Annotated in this window: 13 protein-coding genes and 1 pseudogene; 12 read left to right on the top strand and 2 right to left on the bottom strand. The window is 42.0% G+C overall.

Features of this window, described 5'->3' with window-relative positions:
• Positions 1–175: 175 nt before the first annotated feature.
• Complete coding sequence (locus JIE71_RS08005) at positions 176–1,729, bottom strand: ATP-binding protein (protein WP_199508204.1); 1,554 nt, start codon at positions 1,727–1,729, stop codon at positions 176–178.
• Entirely contained in the window at positions 1,719–2,453 is a 735-nt protein-coding gene (locus tag JIE71_RS08000; protein WP_025645672.1) for a heavy metal response regulator transcription factor, read from the bottom strand. Before JIE71_RS08000 ends, JIE71_RS08005 begins: the two co-directional genes overlap by 11 nt.
• A 227-nt stretch (positions 2,454–2,680) precedes the next feature.
• On the opposite strand from JIE71_RS08000, the gene JIE71_RS07995 reads away from it, so the two are divergent.
• The 12 genes and pseudogenes from JIE71_RS07995 to JIE71_RS07940 all read left to right on the top strand — a co-directional run bounded on the left by JIE71_RS07995 (position 2,681) and on the right by JIE71_RS07940 (position 14,412).
• The gene (locus JIE71_RS07995; protein WP_093068413.1) at positions 2,681–3,007 is read left to right on the top strand and encodes a hypothetical protein; all 327 of its coding nucleotides are present in this window, start codon (positions 2,681–2,683) and stop codon (positions 3,005–3,007) included.
• Positions 3,008–3,141: 134 nt separating this feature from the next.
• Entirely contained in the window at positions 3,142–3,420 is a 279-nt protein-coding gene (locus JIE71_RS07990; RefSeq protein ID WP_199508203.1) for a hypothetical protein, read from the top strand.
• A 125-nt stretch (positions 3,421–3,545) separates the two neighbouring features.
• On the top strand, positions 3,546–4,115 hold the full coding sequence (locus JIE71_RS07985; RefSeq protein ID WP_199508202.1) for a c-type cytochrome: 570 nt from the start codon (positions 3,546–3,548) through the stop codon (positions 4,113–4,115).
• 139 nt (positions 4,116–4,254) lie between these two features.
• Positions 4,255–4,884, top strand: coding sequence for a DUF411 domain-containing protein (locus tag JIE71_RS07980; RefSeq protein ID WP_071001781.1), 630 nt, complete (start codon positions 4,255–4,257; stop codon positions 4,882–4,884).
• Between the two features lie 67 nt (positions 4,885–4,951).
• Positions 4,952–6,649, top strand: coding sequence for a copper resistance system multicopper oxidase (locus tag JIE71_RS07975; RefSeq protein WP_198334103.1), 1,698 nt, complete (start codon positions 4,952–4,954; stop codon positions 6,647–6,649).
• A 22-nt stretch (positions 6,650–6,671) separates the two neighbouring features.
• The gene (locus tag JIE71_RS07970) at positions 6,672–7,805 is read left to right on the top strand and encodes a copper resistance protein B (RefSeq protein ID WP_199508201.1); all 1,134 of its coding nucleotides are present in this window, start codon (positions 6,672–6,674) and stop codon (positions 7,803–7,805) included.
• A gap of 57 nt (positions 7,806–7,862) precedes the next feature.
• Complete coding sequence (locus JIE71_RS07965) at positions 7,863–8,327, top strand: DUF305 domain-containing protein (protein WP_226945083.1); 465 nt, start codon at positions 7,863–7,865, stop codon at positions 8,325–8,327.
• Positions 8,328–8,617: 290 nt separating this feature from the next.
• The gene (locus tag JIE71_RS07960) at positions 8,618–11,254 is read left to right on the top strand and encodes a copper-transporting P-type ATPase (protein WP_199508200.1); all 2,637 of its coding nucleotides are present in this window, start codon (positions 8,618–8,620) and stop codon (positions 11,252–11,254) included.
• An 84-nt stretch (positions 11,255–11,338) separates the two neighbouring features.
• Positions 11,339–11,500: pseudogene (tatA, locus tag JIE71_RS07955) on the top strand (Sec-independent protein translocase subunit TatA); the annotation flags it as partial.
• Positions 11,501–11,784: 284 nt separating this feature from the next.
• Complete coding sequence (locus JIE71_RS07950) at positions 11,785–12,114, top strand: twin-arginine translocase subunit TatB (protein WP_416232022.1); 330 nt, start codon at positions 11,785–11,787, stop codon at positions 12,112–12,114.
• Positions 12,111–12,944 carry a twin-arginine translocase subunit TatC gene (tatC, locus tag JIE71_RS07945; RefSeq protein WP_198336786.1) on the top strand — a complete coding sequence of 278 codons (834 nt, stop codon included), beginning with the start codon at positions 12,111–12,113 and terminating at the stop codon, positions 12,942–12,944. The genes JIE71_RS07950 and tatC overlap by 4 nt, the downstream gene beginning before the upstream one ends.
• A gap of 175 nt (positions 12,945–13,119) precedes the next feature.
• Positions 13,120–14,412, top strand: coding sequence for a hypothetical protein (locus JIE71_RS07940; protein ID WP_199508199.1), 1,293 nt, complete (start codon positions 13,120–13,122; stop codon positions 14,410–14,412).
• Positions 14,413–14,480 lie beyond the last annotated feature (68 nt).

Below are 14,480 nucleotides of genomic sequence, written 5' to 3'. Positions count from 1 at the left end.
TTTATCAAACCCCCATATCAACAACATCACCTAAGAAAACTAGACTTCATAATCTAGCCTTATACACTATATGAATAATAGCATTCAGAGCCTTTTCGACTTATCAAAATAAAATAGACCTATAGTAGGTCTACATATTATTAATATTTTGAACACTAGGATATTGAGGTGTATGCTACTTAGCAATCAATAATCCTACAGTAACTTCAAAACAATACTCATCTTTGATAGTGATATTGACCGTCCCTTTATGAGCATTAGCAATAGCCTGAACGATAGATAAACCCAAACCTGATCCTGAATGGTGCTGGCTAGTTTTATCATGACGATAAAAGCGCTCAAACAATCGATCTGCTTCGCTTTGGTTTAGAGGTTTTTCTAGAAGGTTAGTAAAAGTTATCTCTAGCCAAGATTGCTTCGCGGTTTGAGTGTTACTTTGATCGTTTTCAAGCATCTTATAATTATTAACGGAAGTATTTGGAGTGTTGACAGTGGCTGATATTGTGACGACACTATTACTAGCGGCGTAGTAGATCGCGTTTGATAGCAGATTAGCAAATAGCCTTTGCAATAAACCCTCATCGCCTAATACTGCCTTAAAATCTCCTAATTTTACAAAAGTTATTTTACGATCTTCGGCAATCATTTCAAAGTAATCTAACAGCTTATTGATTAGGACCTCAGTATCTACAGTAGTCACTTGCGAATCACTCAGTCCTTTTTGGGTTTTTGCTAGCAGTAGCATGTTGTTAATCATCGCCGATAATTGCTCTAAGGTGTCATGTTGCTGATGTAATTGTTCGACATATTCCTCTTCCTCTCTAGGCTTATTTAACATGACTTGCGTTTGCGTAATCAGCGTCGCTATTGGCGTGCGTAGCTCATGCGCGATATTGTCTGAAAATCGCGACAACGACTCAAAATTGCTTTCAAGCTTAGCCATCATCGAGTTATAGGATTCTGCTAAAGGTCTTAGCTCTAATGGCATATCACTAACTATTACTCTTTCGCTCAATCTTTCAGGATGAATACCTTTCATCCTTTGCATGATAGTGGATAAAGGGGCAAAACCCCAATACACGCTTAAGGCTGCTATTGAAACCAACAGTAGTGTGATGGCAAATAGGATCAGACTAATTTGACGGTTAAACTGTAATAAATACTGATGATGCACGTCAATGGGTAAGGCGATAAGGGCAAGCATGTCATCGTCTCCAATAACCATAGCTCGATAACGTCTGTCTTTAATATTTATTACAAACTGTCTGTCATCATGATTTTGCTGTAATGATAATAGGTTAAAGTCGGCACTTAATTCATTAGCAAAGTTTTTGGGAGTACTAGATAGCAATCGCCCCTCTTTATCAGCAATGATAGTTTTTAGATCGTAATCTAGCGCTGATGAATGCAGGTGATCATCATTTTCTGTGGCTATTGTAGGAAGTAGATTTGAAGAAGCTTTCGAGCTTAACGGTTGTTGAGTGTTTGATGGACTTTGAGGCTTAGGTAGTGTCTGAGAGGCTATTTGGTTATCCGCCTCTGTTACGCGCTTACGTAGATTAAAGGCTGCGTGGGTAATGATTTCAGCATCCATTTGCTCAAAATGGCCTTTAACAGAGTGCTGTACCCAGATATAGATTATCAACTGCGATAAAACGACAAATATCGTCAATAAAAACACAGTTCGCCATAGTAAGGGTAAGCGTCGATTGTCCAATCTATTTATCATATTGGCTATCTTCCGTTTCGCTGGCAGCTTTATTACTAGCTGAAACGTCGACAGCATCTAATCGGTAGCCCATGCCACGCACAGTATGAATTAGCTTGGTATCAAACTCATCGTCTATTTTTATACGCAGACGTCTTATTGCCACATCAATCACATTAGTATCGTTATCAAAGTTCATATCCCATACTTGTGAAGCAATGATTGAGCGTGGTAATACTTCACCGCGGCGCTCTAATAGAAACTGTAATAGGGAGAACTCTTTTGCGGTTAGTTTAATGGGCGTGTCTCCTCTATGTACAGTGCGCTTGGCAATGTCCATTTTGAGATCCGCTATTTGCATGAGCGTACTTTTATAGTCGGCTTGATTGGCGCGTCGTAATAAGCTTTTTATCCTGACTATTAACTCTGCAAAGGCAAAAGGTTTGGTCAGATAATCATCACCGCCAATCTCAATCCCCTTGATTTTGTCATCTAAATCATCTTTTGCGGTTAGAAATAACACTGGCGTATGCTTGCCAGCCGCTCGGTAATTACGTACTAGCTCAAAACCGCTAACATCAGGCAGCATAACATCCATGAGTATCACGCTAAACTCTTCAGTCATCATAGCATGGTAGCCATCTAAACCTGTCAGCTGATGATCAACAATGAAGCCTGCTTCACTTAAGCCTTTTTTTACATATTCGCCGAGTTTTAATTCATCTTCTACTAGTAGTACTTTCATAGTAATCCTTCAATATAATTATGATTTTATAATACCCAAATCAATATAAATGACAAAACGGACTGGTATCTGACAAAGATGTCATGCGCTCGTCATCAAATGGTCAGTCTTCGTTTGTTAATCTATACCTATAGTACATAGCGGCTCATTCTTGATACGAGTAGCTACTATGAATTATTACTACAGGTAATTAGTTTCAATATTTAATAATTTATTAAGGATGTTATATGAAAAGCTATCGTTCATTCAAAAAAGTGGTGCTGCTATCCGCTTCGATGCTTATCGGTATATCAGCAGCTAATGCGCATACTACCAATCTAAGCACTTCAATTATCGATAATTGCGATAACTTAACTACGTTTGCCAGAAATCTAGATCACAATAACGCGCAGATGTCTGATGCTCAAATGAAAAGCTATGTTGATGCACGAGTCGCTTGCCAAGTTCAGCATCAAGATCAACATCTGCAGTCTGAAAAGTATTTCATAAAAAAATATGGTAGCGATCGTGATAGAAATGCTGATGCCATACTAAATGAATACGTGCAGCATTAAAATATAAAAGTAGCAAGATGACAATATTGTCATCTTGCTGTCATCTCTCTGTCAGAATCAATAAGTTATGCTTTAGACTGAATTAATATCCTAAAGCTTTATGTACCCTCAACTAAATCAATTAAGGATTAACCATGTCACTCTTTAAATCAAAGTCTTTACCTAAAGCAATCGTAGCCACTGCCGTCGCTCTAGTCGTTTCAACCTCAGCTCTAGCACATGATCCTAAAATGCACGCTGAAAAAGATCAGATGAACTGTGAAAAAATGGAAAAGCATATGCAAATGATGCAAAAAATGGATCATAGCAAAATGGATATGAACGATCCCGCTATGAAATCAATGGTGGCTAACATGGGTAAAATGAAACAAATGTATCAAAAGCACTGCGTAACAGATAAAAGTGACTCTTAAACATTGATTTTATAAATCCTTTATTACTGCTAGATAGTTTCATCAATCAGTAATAAGGGTTTGTAGGAAATATTTGTAGACGCTAAGAGTAGGGTATTAAAGAAAATAGATTTTAGGATAAACCCATGAAGTTTTTACTAGGAGTACTTTTCACTGTCGTGGTCGCTATTGTTGGTGTCTTTACTGTGGTTATGAGTGGTGTCATTAATATTGGCGCTGATCAAGGACATAGTCCATTGGTTTATAATTTCTTGGAGACGGCTCGCACCCGTTCAATAGCCTACGCTAGCAAGGACATTATTGTTCCAGATTTAGAAAAAGTAGAGATGATTAGCTCAGGCGGTGCCGATTACAAAGATATGTGCGCAGGCTGCCATTTGTCTCCTGGGGTAGAGAGCACTGATTTTAGTGAGAGCCTATACCCTAAGCCACCTAATTTCACTAATGCGCAAGTAGTTGATCGTTATAAAACGGATGCAGGAGCTCAGCAAAGTTTTTGGGCGATTAAGCACGGTATTATGGCATCAGGCATGCCAGCATGGGGTGCTTCTCATGACGACGATAGAATGTGGGCAATGGTCGCTTTTATTAGATCACTACCTGAGTTAAATGAGAATCAGTATACCATGCTAACCACTAGACTGGATGATGACATGATGGATATGTCAGAAGGTGGAGCTGGAATGCAGCATTAATTCTTCCATATTCCTTTATAAAAGCGCAGTGCTAAATAGTGCTGCCTTTTGGGATTTAAACTTTGCCTATACTACACTTAGTTATAGGGTATAAATCTTTAGAAGGTTCAACAGATAAGCAGACGCTTAGGAGTAAGTTATGAGACGCTATATAAATATAATGGGCAATGGACATAAAAAGGTATCAGCTTCTGCTCTTTTACTAGTAGCAACGTCAACAGTAATGGCTTGTAGTCAGCCCGATACTAGTGTTTCAAATTCTACTCAAACTGAGCCAGCGTTTGCCACCAAAAGTGCTCAAATAGAGCAACCACAACCGCAAATGATGTCTGTCAGTGCTAATTCAGGTACTGGGTCGACAATTCTACAAAACGTCTCGGCTACAGTTTACAAAGATGCTAATTGTGGCTGCTGCAAAGAATGGGTAGGCTATGCCGAAGGTCATGGTCTAAGCGCAACTGCGCAAGACGTTACAGATTTATCTTTATTTAAAGAGCGTTACGGTGTCCCGCAGCAAATGCGCTCTTGTCATACCACCGTCACTACTAATGGTTATGTTTTTGAAGGTCACGTTCCTGCCAAATACATGGCACAGTTTCTAGCGAATCCGCCAACTGATTCCATCGGTCTTGCGGTACCGAGTATGCCAGTTGGTAGTCCGGGCATGGAATATCAAGATAAATTTATGCCCTATAAAGTCATGCAATTGAACAAGGATGGCAGCACTCAAGTGTATGCGGCTATTGAGTCGCCAGCGCAGCAGATGTAGTTCTATTAATAAGTTATCAGATATATAAGTTCAACTCTCATTTCATGGATTAACTTAGGGCAATATTATGAATAAAAACAGATTTAACCGCAGGCGTTTTTTGACAGGGTCATCCACCTTGCTCGGCGCGTCGATGCTATCCACACTACCGACGATGGCTAATAGTGCTTTAACTAAAAGCCAAAATGTTGTAGTCAATAGTGATAGAGCCGATCACATTGTACCTATACTAACGGGTAATGAATTTGATCTTTATGTCAGTGAGAAGATGATAACGGTCAACGGCAAGTCAAGCATGGCAACGCTGATAAATGACTCACTGCCTGCACCAACGCTTAAGATGCAAGAAGGCGATACGGTCACCATTCGAGTCCATAATCAGCTGAATGAGTCGACCTCTATTCACTGGCATGGCCTCTTAGTGCCGTTTGAGATGGATGGCGTACCGGGTATCAGCTTTGATGGTATTCCTGCGGGTAGCACCTTCACGTACAAATTTAAACTGACACAGTCAGGCACTTATTGGTATCACTCGCATACTGGCTTCCAAGAGCAGACCGGTATGCGGGGGGCTATTGTGATTGAACCTAAAGGGCGCGAACGCTACCCTATCGAGGAAGATCACGTTATCCTGCTTAGTGATTGGACGCATCGCGATCCGCATAATCTGCTAAAACTGCTTAAGCAGCGTGCTGACTTTGATAATTACCATTTGCCAGATTTTAAAAAACTGTTATCTGATATTGCAGCAACGGATTTAGAAGCCGCTTATGATAAGCGTAAAATGTGGAACCAGATGCGCATGATGCCGACTGATTTTACTGATTTATCTGGTGAGACCACGTTTACTTATCTTATGAATGGTAAAACGACAGCGGCTAACTGGTCGCAATTGGTCAAAGCCGGTCAGCCGGTCAAACTACGCTTTATCAATGGCTCCGCGCAGACCATATTTGATGTGCGCATTCCAGGGCTCAAAATAAAAGTGGTCGGCACCGATGGTAATGATGTCGCGCCCGTTGATGTCGATGATTTTCGCATCGGTGTGGCTGAGACTTATGACGTCATCGTCACCCCAACCCGTGACGCGCATACCATATTTGCCCAAAACATCGATCGCACCGGCTTTGTCGCAACCACGCTTGCCACTAAAAGAGGCGCTCGCGCTGCCATACCTGCTATGGATGATGTTGAGTGGCTAACTATGTCCGACATGATGGGGGCTATGGGTGCTAATGGCTATGATTCCCGTCATGCTAAGACCGAATATGACTTTAAGACAGATATGCGCGTCGATAGTCCACGGATGAATCTCGATGATCCGGGGATTAATTTGCGTGATATTAATCGTAAGGTTTTAACTTATAACCAACTGCATTCTGTTGGCAATGAAATAATGGCCGAGCAGCGCAAACCTACCAGAGAGATTGAAATACATCTGACAGGTAATATGGAGCGCTATATCTGGGCGTTAGACGGTATTATGTTTAAGGACGCACCGCCTGTTAATATCAAACCGGGCGAGCGTGTGCGTATTACCTTAGTCAATGACACTATGATGAACCACCCTATGCATCTGCATGGTATGTGGAGCGATTTGCGCGCGCCTGATGGCGATTTTCAAGTTCGCAAACATACGATAATGGTGCAGCCAGCGCAAAAGATTAGTTTCGATGTCACAGGTGAGGCGGGGCGCTGGGCTTGGCATTGCCATCTGCTGTATCACATGGAAGCGGGCATGTTTCGAGAAGTTGCCGTCATTTAACCCTTTAAATATGAGCCTTATTATGAAAATGTATAAAGTAGGTCTACCGTTTATTGGCATATCATCTTTGCTGTTATTACTGTCACCTGTAGCAAACGCTGCTGAGATGTCGAATATGGATCACGGCAACATGGATATGTCGAATATGGACATGTCGAACATGGATCACAGTGGCATGGATATGTCAGATATGGACATGTCGAATATGGATCACAGTGGCATGGATATGTCAGATATGGACATGTCGAATATGGATCATAGTGGCATGGATATGTCGAATATGGACATGTCGAACATGGATCACAGTGGCATGGATATGTCAGATATGGATATGTCGAGTATGGATCACAGTAGTATGGACATGTCAGGTATGGATCACAGTAGTATGGACATGTCAGGTATGGATCATAGCAGTATGAATATGGATATGTCTGGAATGCAAGGCGGCGAACCACCTCCTAATGCTCGTAGTCCCGACTACTCAAATGGTGTTGACTATGGACAGTATGGTAAACCGGTAATGATGGGTAGCTTACCGTTATGGGGTGTGTCAGTAGAAACTTTGGGCTATCAGTTTGAGAATGACCAAATCGATTTTGAAGCTGAAGGCTGGTACGGTACTGATAGTAATCGTGTCACTCTACGCAGTGAAGGTAGTGCTCAAACTAACGATGATAAAGAGATCGATAGTCTAAGCTCACTCGCTTATTGGAAGCCGCTCGGTATCTTCTGGAATGGAGAAGCGGGTATTGCTTATAATACTGAAAACGATAAGTCCGCAATCATGGCAGGCATTGCTGGTACGGCGCCGTACTTCGTTGAGACTGACGCAAGAGCTTATCTATATACTGATGGTCAAGTCCAGCTTGATCTTGGGGCAGCGTACGAGTGGCGCTTAGATCAGCGTTGGATGGTCAGACCAGAGCTGGAGCTGACTGCCTTTAGTAAAGATGATACCGATAACGGTATTACTAAAGGATTTAATGAGTTTGAAGCTGAAGTTAGGCTGGCTTATGAGACATTCAGTCGTCAGCTAGCGCCTTATGTTGGTTTCAGCTACGAGAGCGCCTTGGGTGATGCGCGAGACTTACGTCGTCAAGAGGACGAAGACGTTGATTCTAATAGTCTGACTGCTGGTGTGATGTTTTGGTTCTAAGATTGTACATTGTGAGTTGATAAAGGAATTAATAACATATTTTTATAGGGGGATAATATGAATAACAACAAAAATCAGATGAATCCATATGTGAAATTTACCCTAATGATTTTAACATCCACAGTGGTGATGTTTATCATGATGTATTTCAATACGTATCAGTGGGATCACATCTACTTTAGTGAAACCCGCGCCTATATGGCTCTATACATGGGTGCTGTAATGGCCATAATTATGCTCGCCTTTATGACTAATATGTATAAAAAGACCAAAATAAACTTGATGGTTTATGGGGTTAGCGTAGTTTTATTTGCCTTTGGTCTTTGGGGTGTACGCTCGCAACAAACGGTCGACCAAGTTGACTGGATGCAAGCGATGATTCCGCATCACTCTATTGCTATCTTAACTAGTGAGCGTGCTGATATTGAAGACCCACGTGTACGTCAATTGGCTGATGAAATTATCGAAGCCCAAAGACGTGAAATCGGTGAAATGCAGCAGCTGATTGATGACTTGGAGTAAGTACTAAAAAGTAAGGAGTAATTCTTGTGATGCATGGCATGATGAATGGATCAATGATGCAGGGTATGGGTTAGGGCATGATGATTATCTGCGTCGTCATCGCGCTATTGTTTCTCGCTCTATTAGTATTAGCTGTTATGGCTCTTTTTAAGTATTTGCGTAAACCAAATTAAGTTTTGATAGTTGCTTAAATCCTATACTTAGTTGTCAATAATTAATCTGTTAACACTAACATAATAATAATCATTAAATATTAAAGTTAGAAGTTAAAAGTAAGGGAGTAATAGACGATGTCAAAATCTGTAAAAGATGGTCAGTACGACAAAGTACCCAAAAATTATCAAGGTACAGTCTATATCTGCCCCATGCATCCTGAGGTTCGTGATGTTGAAGCTAGTGATTGTCCGATATGTGGCATGTTTCTTAAACATGAAGACGAAGTAGCTAACTCAAGCGATGATAAAGACAACCATACACAGGGTCACAGCGCCAATTCAACTAATAACAGCAACGCCGAAGCAAAAGTCATCGAGGGCAGCAATTACAATAAAGTGCCAGCAGATTATGATGGTACGATTTACATTTGTCCTATGCACTCCGAGGTTAGAGATACTGAAAAAAGCGACTGTCCAATATGCGGTATGTTTCTTAAACCTGAAAATGAGGTCGCTAGTTTAAGAGATGATCAAGCAAGCAACAATGAAGACATTCATGCGCATTGTCATGGAAATCATACTAAAAGCGGCGAAGTAAAATCAGTCAAAGGCGGCAAATACGATAAAGTACCCGCTAATTATGATGGTACGGTCTATACCTGTCCTATGCATCCTGAAGTCAGAGACGTTGAGAATAGTGGCTGTCCGATTTGCGGTATGGGGTTAGAGCCCGAAACGATTACTGTCGGTGAAGAGGATACCTCAGAGCTCGATGATATGATACGTCGGTTCTGGATCTGTACGGTTTTGACTATCCCACTATTCTTGTATGCCATGAGCGATATGGTTGGGATTAATCTGCACACTATCGGTGAGTATGATATCTCATCACAAGTAGCGCAGTGGATACAACTGGCGCTCGCAACTCCTGTTGTCGTTTGGGGCGCAGCGCCATTCTTCGTGCGCGGTTGGCAGTCGATAAAAAGCCGCAACCTTAATATGTTCACTTTAATTGCCATAGGTGTTGGCGCCGCTTATGGATTTAGTATTGTGGCAACTTTCTTTCCTGATATTTTCCCCAATAGCTTTAGAGACTCGGCGGGTCAAGTTGGGGTTTATTATGAAGCTGCCGCAGTTATCACTACTTTAGTGCTGTTAGGCCAAGTGTTGGAGTTAAAAGCCAGAAGTCAAACTTCAGGCGCGATTCGAGCGTTACTTGAGCTGGCTCCGCCAACCGCGAGGCGAGTGGATAAAAACGGCGCTGAGGTAGAAGTTCCTTTAGAAGAAGTGGTCAGTGGCGATAAACTGCGCGTCAAACCCGGCGAAAAACTACCCGTAGATGGCACCGTCATCGAGGGTAGTAGTAATGTTGATGAGTCGATGGTCACGGGTGAGCCGCTTGCTGTTGCTAAAGTGACTGGCGATCCGGTTACTGGTGGTACTGTTAATGGTACGGGCACTTTATTAATCGAAGCGGTCAATGTCGGCGACGATACCGTATTATCCAAAATCGTACAAATGGTCGCTGAAGCTCAGCGTAGCCGTGCGCCAATACAAAAAATAGTCGACCAAGTAGCGGGTTGGTTTGTGCCGATTGTACTTATCTGTTCAGTTATAACCTTTATCGTTTGGGCAATTTTTGGACCCACTCCCGCGATGGCGTTCGCGATAGTTAACGCTATCGCGGTACTCATTATAGCTTGCCCTTGTGCGCTTGGATTGGCGACGCCCATGTCCATTATGGTTGGCACTGGCAAAGGCGCGCAAAATGGCGTCCTTATCAAAAATGCTGAAGCGCTTGAGAGTATGGAAAAAGTCGATACTATCGTCGTTGATAAAACAGGAACGCTGACGGCTGGTAAGCCTGAGCTGACCGCGATCGACGCGCTGGCAGGGCAGGATAAAGATGAGTTTTTGGCCTTAGTAGCCGCAGTAGAGACTGCTAGCGAACACCCTTTAGCAGAAGCTATCGTTAGAGCGGCTGAGGACAAAGCACTTATTATTCCCAAAGCTACTGACTTTAATTCAACAACGGGTGAAGGCGTACAAGCTACAGTTAATGGCAAACAAGTCGCTATTGGTAACTCAAAACTAATGCAAAGCTTAAACAGTTTCGATAGTGAATTATTAAGCAAAGCTGATATTCGTCGAAAAGATGGCGAAACGGTGATGTTTGTCGCTATAGACGGTAGGGCTGCTGGGATAATATCAGTTGCTGATCCCATCAAACCCAGCACTGCCGATGCCATAAAACTGCTACATGACGCGGGTCTAAAAGTTGTCATGCTAACGGGTGATAATGAAAAAACTGCACAAGCAGTCGCTAATAAATTAGGCATTGATGAAGTCCATGCCGATGTGTCACCAGAAGATAAAAACCGTATTGTCAAAGAGATGCAAGATAGCGGTAAATTGGTCGCTATGGCAGGCGATGGCATCAATGACGCACCAGCGCTAGCACAGGCTAATGTCGGTATCGCTATGGGTACTGGGACCGATGTGGCGATGGAAAGCGCCAGCATTACTTTGGTTAAAGGCGATCTGATGGGCATTGCCAAAGCCTATAAGCTCAGCCATTCAACCATGCGTAATATTAGACAGAATTTGTTCTTTGCCTTTATCTATAACGCTATTGGCGTACCGATAGCTGCAGGTGTGCTTTATCCTGCCTTTGGTTTACTACTAAGCCCGATGATAGCAGCAGCGGCGATGAGCTTATCGTCAGTATCGGTGATTGGTAATGCGCTTAGATTACGTCGGCTAGATTTGTAATGTAAATGTTATAAATTGACCACTAAAGCTAAAGCACAACGACGAGTATAGAGCATTTTAAAAACTAGGAATAAGGATAATATTATGGGTAGCTTTTCTATTACGCATTGGCTGATTTTATTAGTAGTCGTAGTAGTGGTGTTTGGTACTGCCAAGCTTAAAAATGCGGGTAAAGATTTAGGCGGTGCGGTAAAGGGCTTTAAAGAAGCGGTCAAAGATGAAGAAACTGAACATGCCTGCAAGAATCGAGCACTTAGCCATGAAGCCACTACTTCAACTGTAAATAATGATTTAAATACTAACAGCTTAAGTACTAATAACCTAGATACTAATAGCCTAAATACTAGGGGCAGCACTCAGGCTGATGATTTAGAAGTTAGGCCTGTTATCGCTGATGATAACAACAAAGTGTAGAGCTTGAGGTATTTCGCTAACCGTATTTAATAATCTACTAACTAATATATTTGCCCATTATGTTTGATATTGGATTTTCCGAATTACTGTTATTTGGAGTCATCGCTTTAATTGTCTTGGGCCCAGAAAAACTACCACAAGCTGCACGTACCGCTGGGCAATGGTATGCCAAATTGCGTCGCACGATTTCAACCTTACAGTCTGATATAGAGTCTGAGCTTGATTTGGCTGAGACACGGAAACAGATGCAAGATGAGCTGGCAAAGATTCGTCAGACTGAGACAGACATGCGGCGTGAGTTAGCCGAGATGCGCGGTAGTATGGATAAGTTTGAAAACTCGCAAAACCAAAGCTTAGATACTTCCTATCAGTCAAACACTCCTCAGCAGCAAAATCATCAGCCAGATACTTCCTCTTCTTCAGCTATAGAGAAGGGGGATAAATGAGCTTATTTAAGCGCCAAAAAAGTCGCCAAAGAAAGTTAGCAAATACAGATGCTAAGGCGTCAGATGCTACCCATAATGTTGAGACTGATAATGTGCTGAATGCGCTTAGCGACATGCCTATTACTGAGCATTTGATTGAATTACGCAAGCATCTCATCAAAATATGCGTAGCCGTTTTGATCGTCTTCTTAGCATTGGTAGGGTTTTCGCGTGAGCTCTACAATCTTTTATCAGACCCTCTGGTTGCGCAGCTGCCTGCGAATTCGACTATGATTGCTACTGATATTACCTCGAACTTTATGGCACCTATTCGCTTGACGATTTTCGTTGCTGCCTTTGTAGTGATGCCGTATATTCTGTATCAAATTTGGTCATTTATAGCGCCTGGATTATATAAAAAAGAGAAAAAAATCACTATTCCAGTGCTGATATCTTCGATATTCCTATTTTATTCTGGTGTCGCTTTTGCCTACTTTGTGGTACTCAAAGGCGTATTGAAGTTCTTTATTTTATTCGCTCCGCAAAACGTTATACCTATGACCGATATCGACAGTTATTTAAGCTTTGCGCTAAAGTTATTTATGGTATTTGGACTCACTTTTGAGATTCCAGTGGTTACTTTATTATTGATAATGGTCGGTATCATATCCACTCAGAGTCTAGAGAGTAAGCGCCGATATATCATCGTCGGTTGTTTTGCTGTGTCAGCGGTAGTCACACCGCCCGATGGGGTGTCAATGCTATTGCTCGCGATTCCAATGTGGCTACTGTTCGAGTTAGGTTTGTTTTTAGCGAAAGTACTCATTAAAGAAGAGCGTAAAACCGTATAACCTTGCAAAGTAGCTAATTTATAAACTAGATATATTGCAAATTAAGTATCTTGCAAAATGACTATTTCGTAAAGTAACTATAAAAATAACCTTATCTTAAACATTTAAGACACTTTTTTTATTTTGGCTGTCCCCTAAACCCTATCAGTACATTCAACTTAGTAATGAGATTTAAATGGAATCCCTAATTAATAATAAAAACAAAACGAATGATAATCTGGCAAATCAGCTTAATCAAGAGTGCTATTGCCGTACTTTAGATCGTAAAGCGCTTAATAACAGCCTGCAAGATCAATTAGTAAACACAAGAGATAATCCACTAGGAGCCAATGAGCTTAATAAGCTGTTTTCAGCGACACCGGTGTTTGTCCCTAAGACAGAGATAGAAGCAATGGTGCGAATCATCGCAGCTATTGAGTCGACTGCTAGACTACCGTCATATCAACAGCAAGTACTGTCGTGGGCACCCAATATCGCGGCTTTCGATCCGGGGCCAATAGGGGTCTTTATGGGTTATGACTTTCACTTAGGGAGCGATGACCCCAAGCTTATTGAGATCAATACCAATGCTGGAGGCGCATTTTTAAACGTAGCACTTGCCCGCGCACAAAAACACTGCTGTCGCCCCTCAGAGCAAAGTGTTGCTACTACTAAAATGCTTGATGGGTTTGAAGAAGCGGTCGCTAATATGTTCATACAAGAATGGCAGCGACAATCGGCAACTAGCATGCCCAATCGCATTGCTATTGTGGATAATGAGCCCAAAAGCCAGTTCATGTATTTGGAGTTTCAGCTGGCCTGCCAACTACTTCAAGCTAAAGGCATTGATACCGTTATACTCGATCCGTCTGAGCTTAACTATGCTGATGGTGTACTGACAGCTCATAGCAAGCCCATTGATATGATCTATAATCGGTTAGTCGATTTCGCCTTTGAAAACCCCAACCACGCCGTGCTTAAAAGTGCCTATTTAGAGGGTGCGGTAGTAGTAACCCCCAATCCGCATGCCCATGCTATATTCGCTAATAAGCGCAACCTGACTTTACTATCCGATACGCAAACTTTGCAGTCGTGGGGACTAGGTGATGATGATGCAGAATATCTAAAAAAGTCAGTACCAACTACCAGAATGGTTACAAAAGAGGATGCAGCAGAATTATGGCGTACTCGGAGACAATTGTTTTTTAAGCCAGTAGCTGGTTATGGTAGTAAGGGCGTTTACCGTGGCAGCAAGATTACCCGCCGCGTATTCGAGACTATTTTAGATGAAAGCTATATTGCGCAGACCTTTATCCCTGCTACAGAGCGATCAATAAAGATTGATGATGTGGTGACGACTAGAAAGGTAGATATACGTCTTTATACCTATGCAGGACAGCTGCTACTAACTGCTGGGCGTATCTATCAAGGCCAAGCGACTAACTTTCGCACACCAGGGGGTGGCTTTGCGCCTGTTTTTCAAGTCTGAACATAGCATGAACATGTAGCTTTGGCTTCTTAAGTAACGTTTACTAGTTTAATTATTCTGCATACCAA

The organism is Psychrobacter sp. bablab_jr014 (assembly GCF_016464015.1).
Classification (GTDB): Bacteria; Pseudomonadota; Gammaproteobacteria; order Pseudomonadales; family Moraxellaceae; genus Psychrobacter.
Note: the sequence above shows the minus strand (reverse complement) of the source record. Positions and strands in the feature narration are given on the sequence as shown.

Bases quoted from the DNA above. Each gene is read 5' to 3' on its own strand.
- tatC (WP_198336786.1), top strand. From the start codon at position 12,111: ATGAGCTTATTTAAGCGCCAAAAAAGTCGCCAAAGAAAGTTAGCAAAT.
- JIE71_RS07975 (WP_198334103.1), top strand. From the start codon at position 4,952: ATGAATAAAAACAGATTTAACCGCAGGCGTTTTTTGACAGGGTCATCC.
- JIE71_RS07995 (WP_093068413.1), top strand. From the start codon at position 2,681: ATGAAAAGCTATCGTTCATTCAAAAAAGTGGTGCTGCTATCCGCTTCG.
- JIE71_RS07960 (WP_199508200.1), top strand. From the start codon at position 8,618: ATGTCAAAATCTGTAAAAGATGGTCAGTACGACAAAGTACCCAAAAAT.
- JIE71_RS07985 (WP_199508202.1), top strand. From the start codon at position 3,546: ATGAAGTTTTTACTAGGAGTACTTTTCACTGTCGTGGTCGCTATTGTT.
- JIE71_RS08005 (WP_199508204.1), bottom strand. From the start codon at position 1,729: ATGATAAATAGATTGGACAATCGACGCTTACCCTTACTATGGCGAACT.
- JIE71_RS07940 (WP_199508199.1), top strand. From the start codon at position 13,120: ATGGAATCCCTAATTAATAATAAAAACAAAACGAATGATAATCTGGCA.
- JIE71_RS07990 (WP_199508203.1), top strand. From the start codon at position 3,142: ATGTCACTCTTTAAATCAAAGTCTTTACCTAAAGCAATCGTAGCCACT.
- JIE71_RS07970 (WP_199508201.1), top strand. From the start codon at position 6,672: ATGAAAATGTATAAAGTAGGTCTACCGTTTATTGGCATATCATCTTTG.
- JIE71_RS07965 (WP_226945083.1), top strand. From the start codon at position 7,863: ATGAATAACAACAAAAATCAGATGAATCCATATGTGAAATTTACCCTA.
- JIE71_RS07980 (WP_071001781.1), top strand. From the start codon at position 4,255: ATGAGACGCTATATAAATATAATGGGCAATGGACATAAAAAGGTATCA.
- JIE71_RS08000 (WP_025645672.1), bottom strand. From the start codon at position 2,453: ATGAAAGTACTACTAGTAGAAGATGAATTAAAACTCGGCGAATATGTA.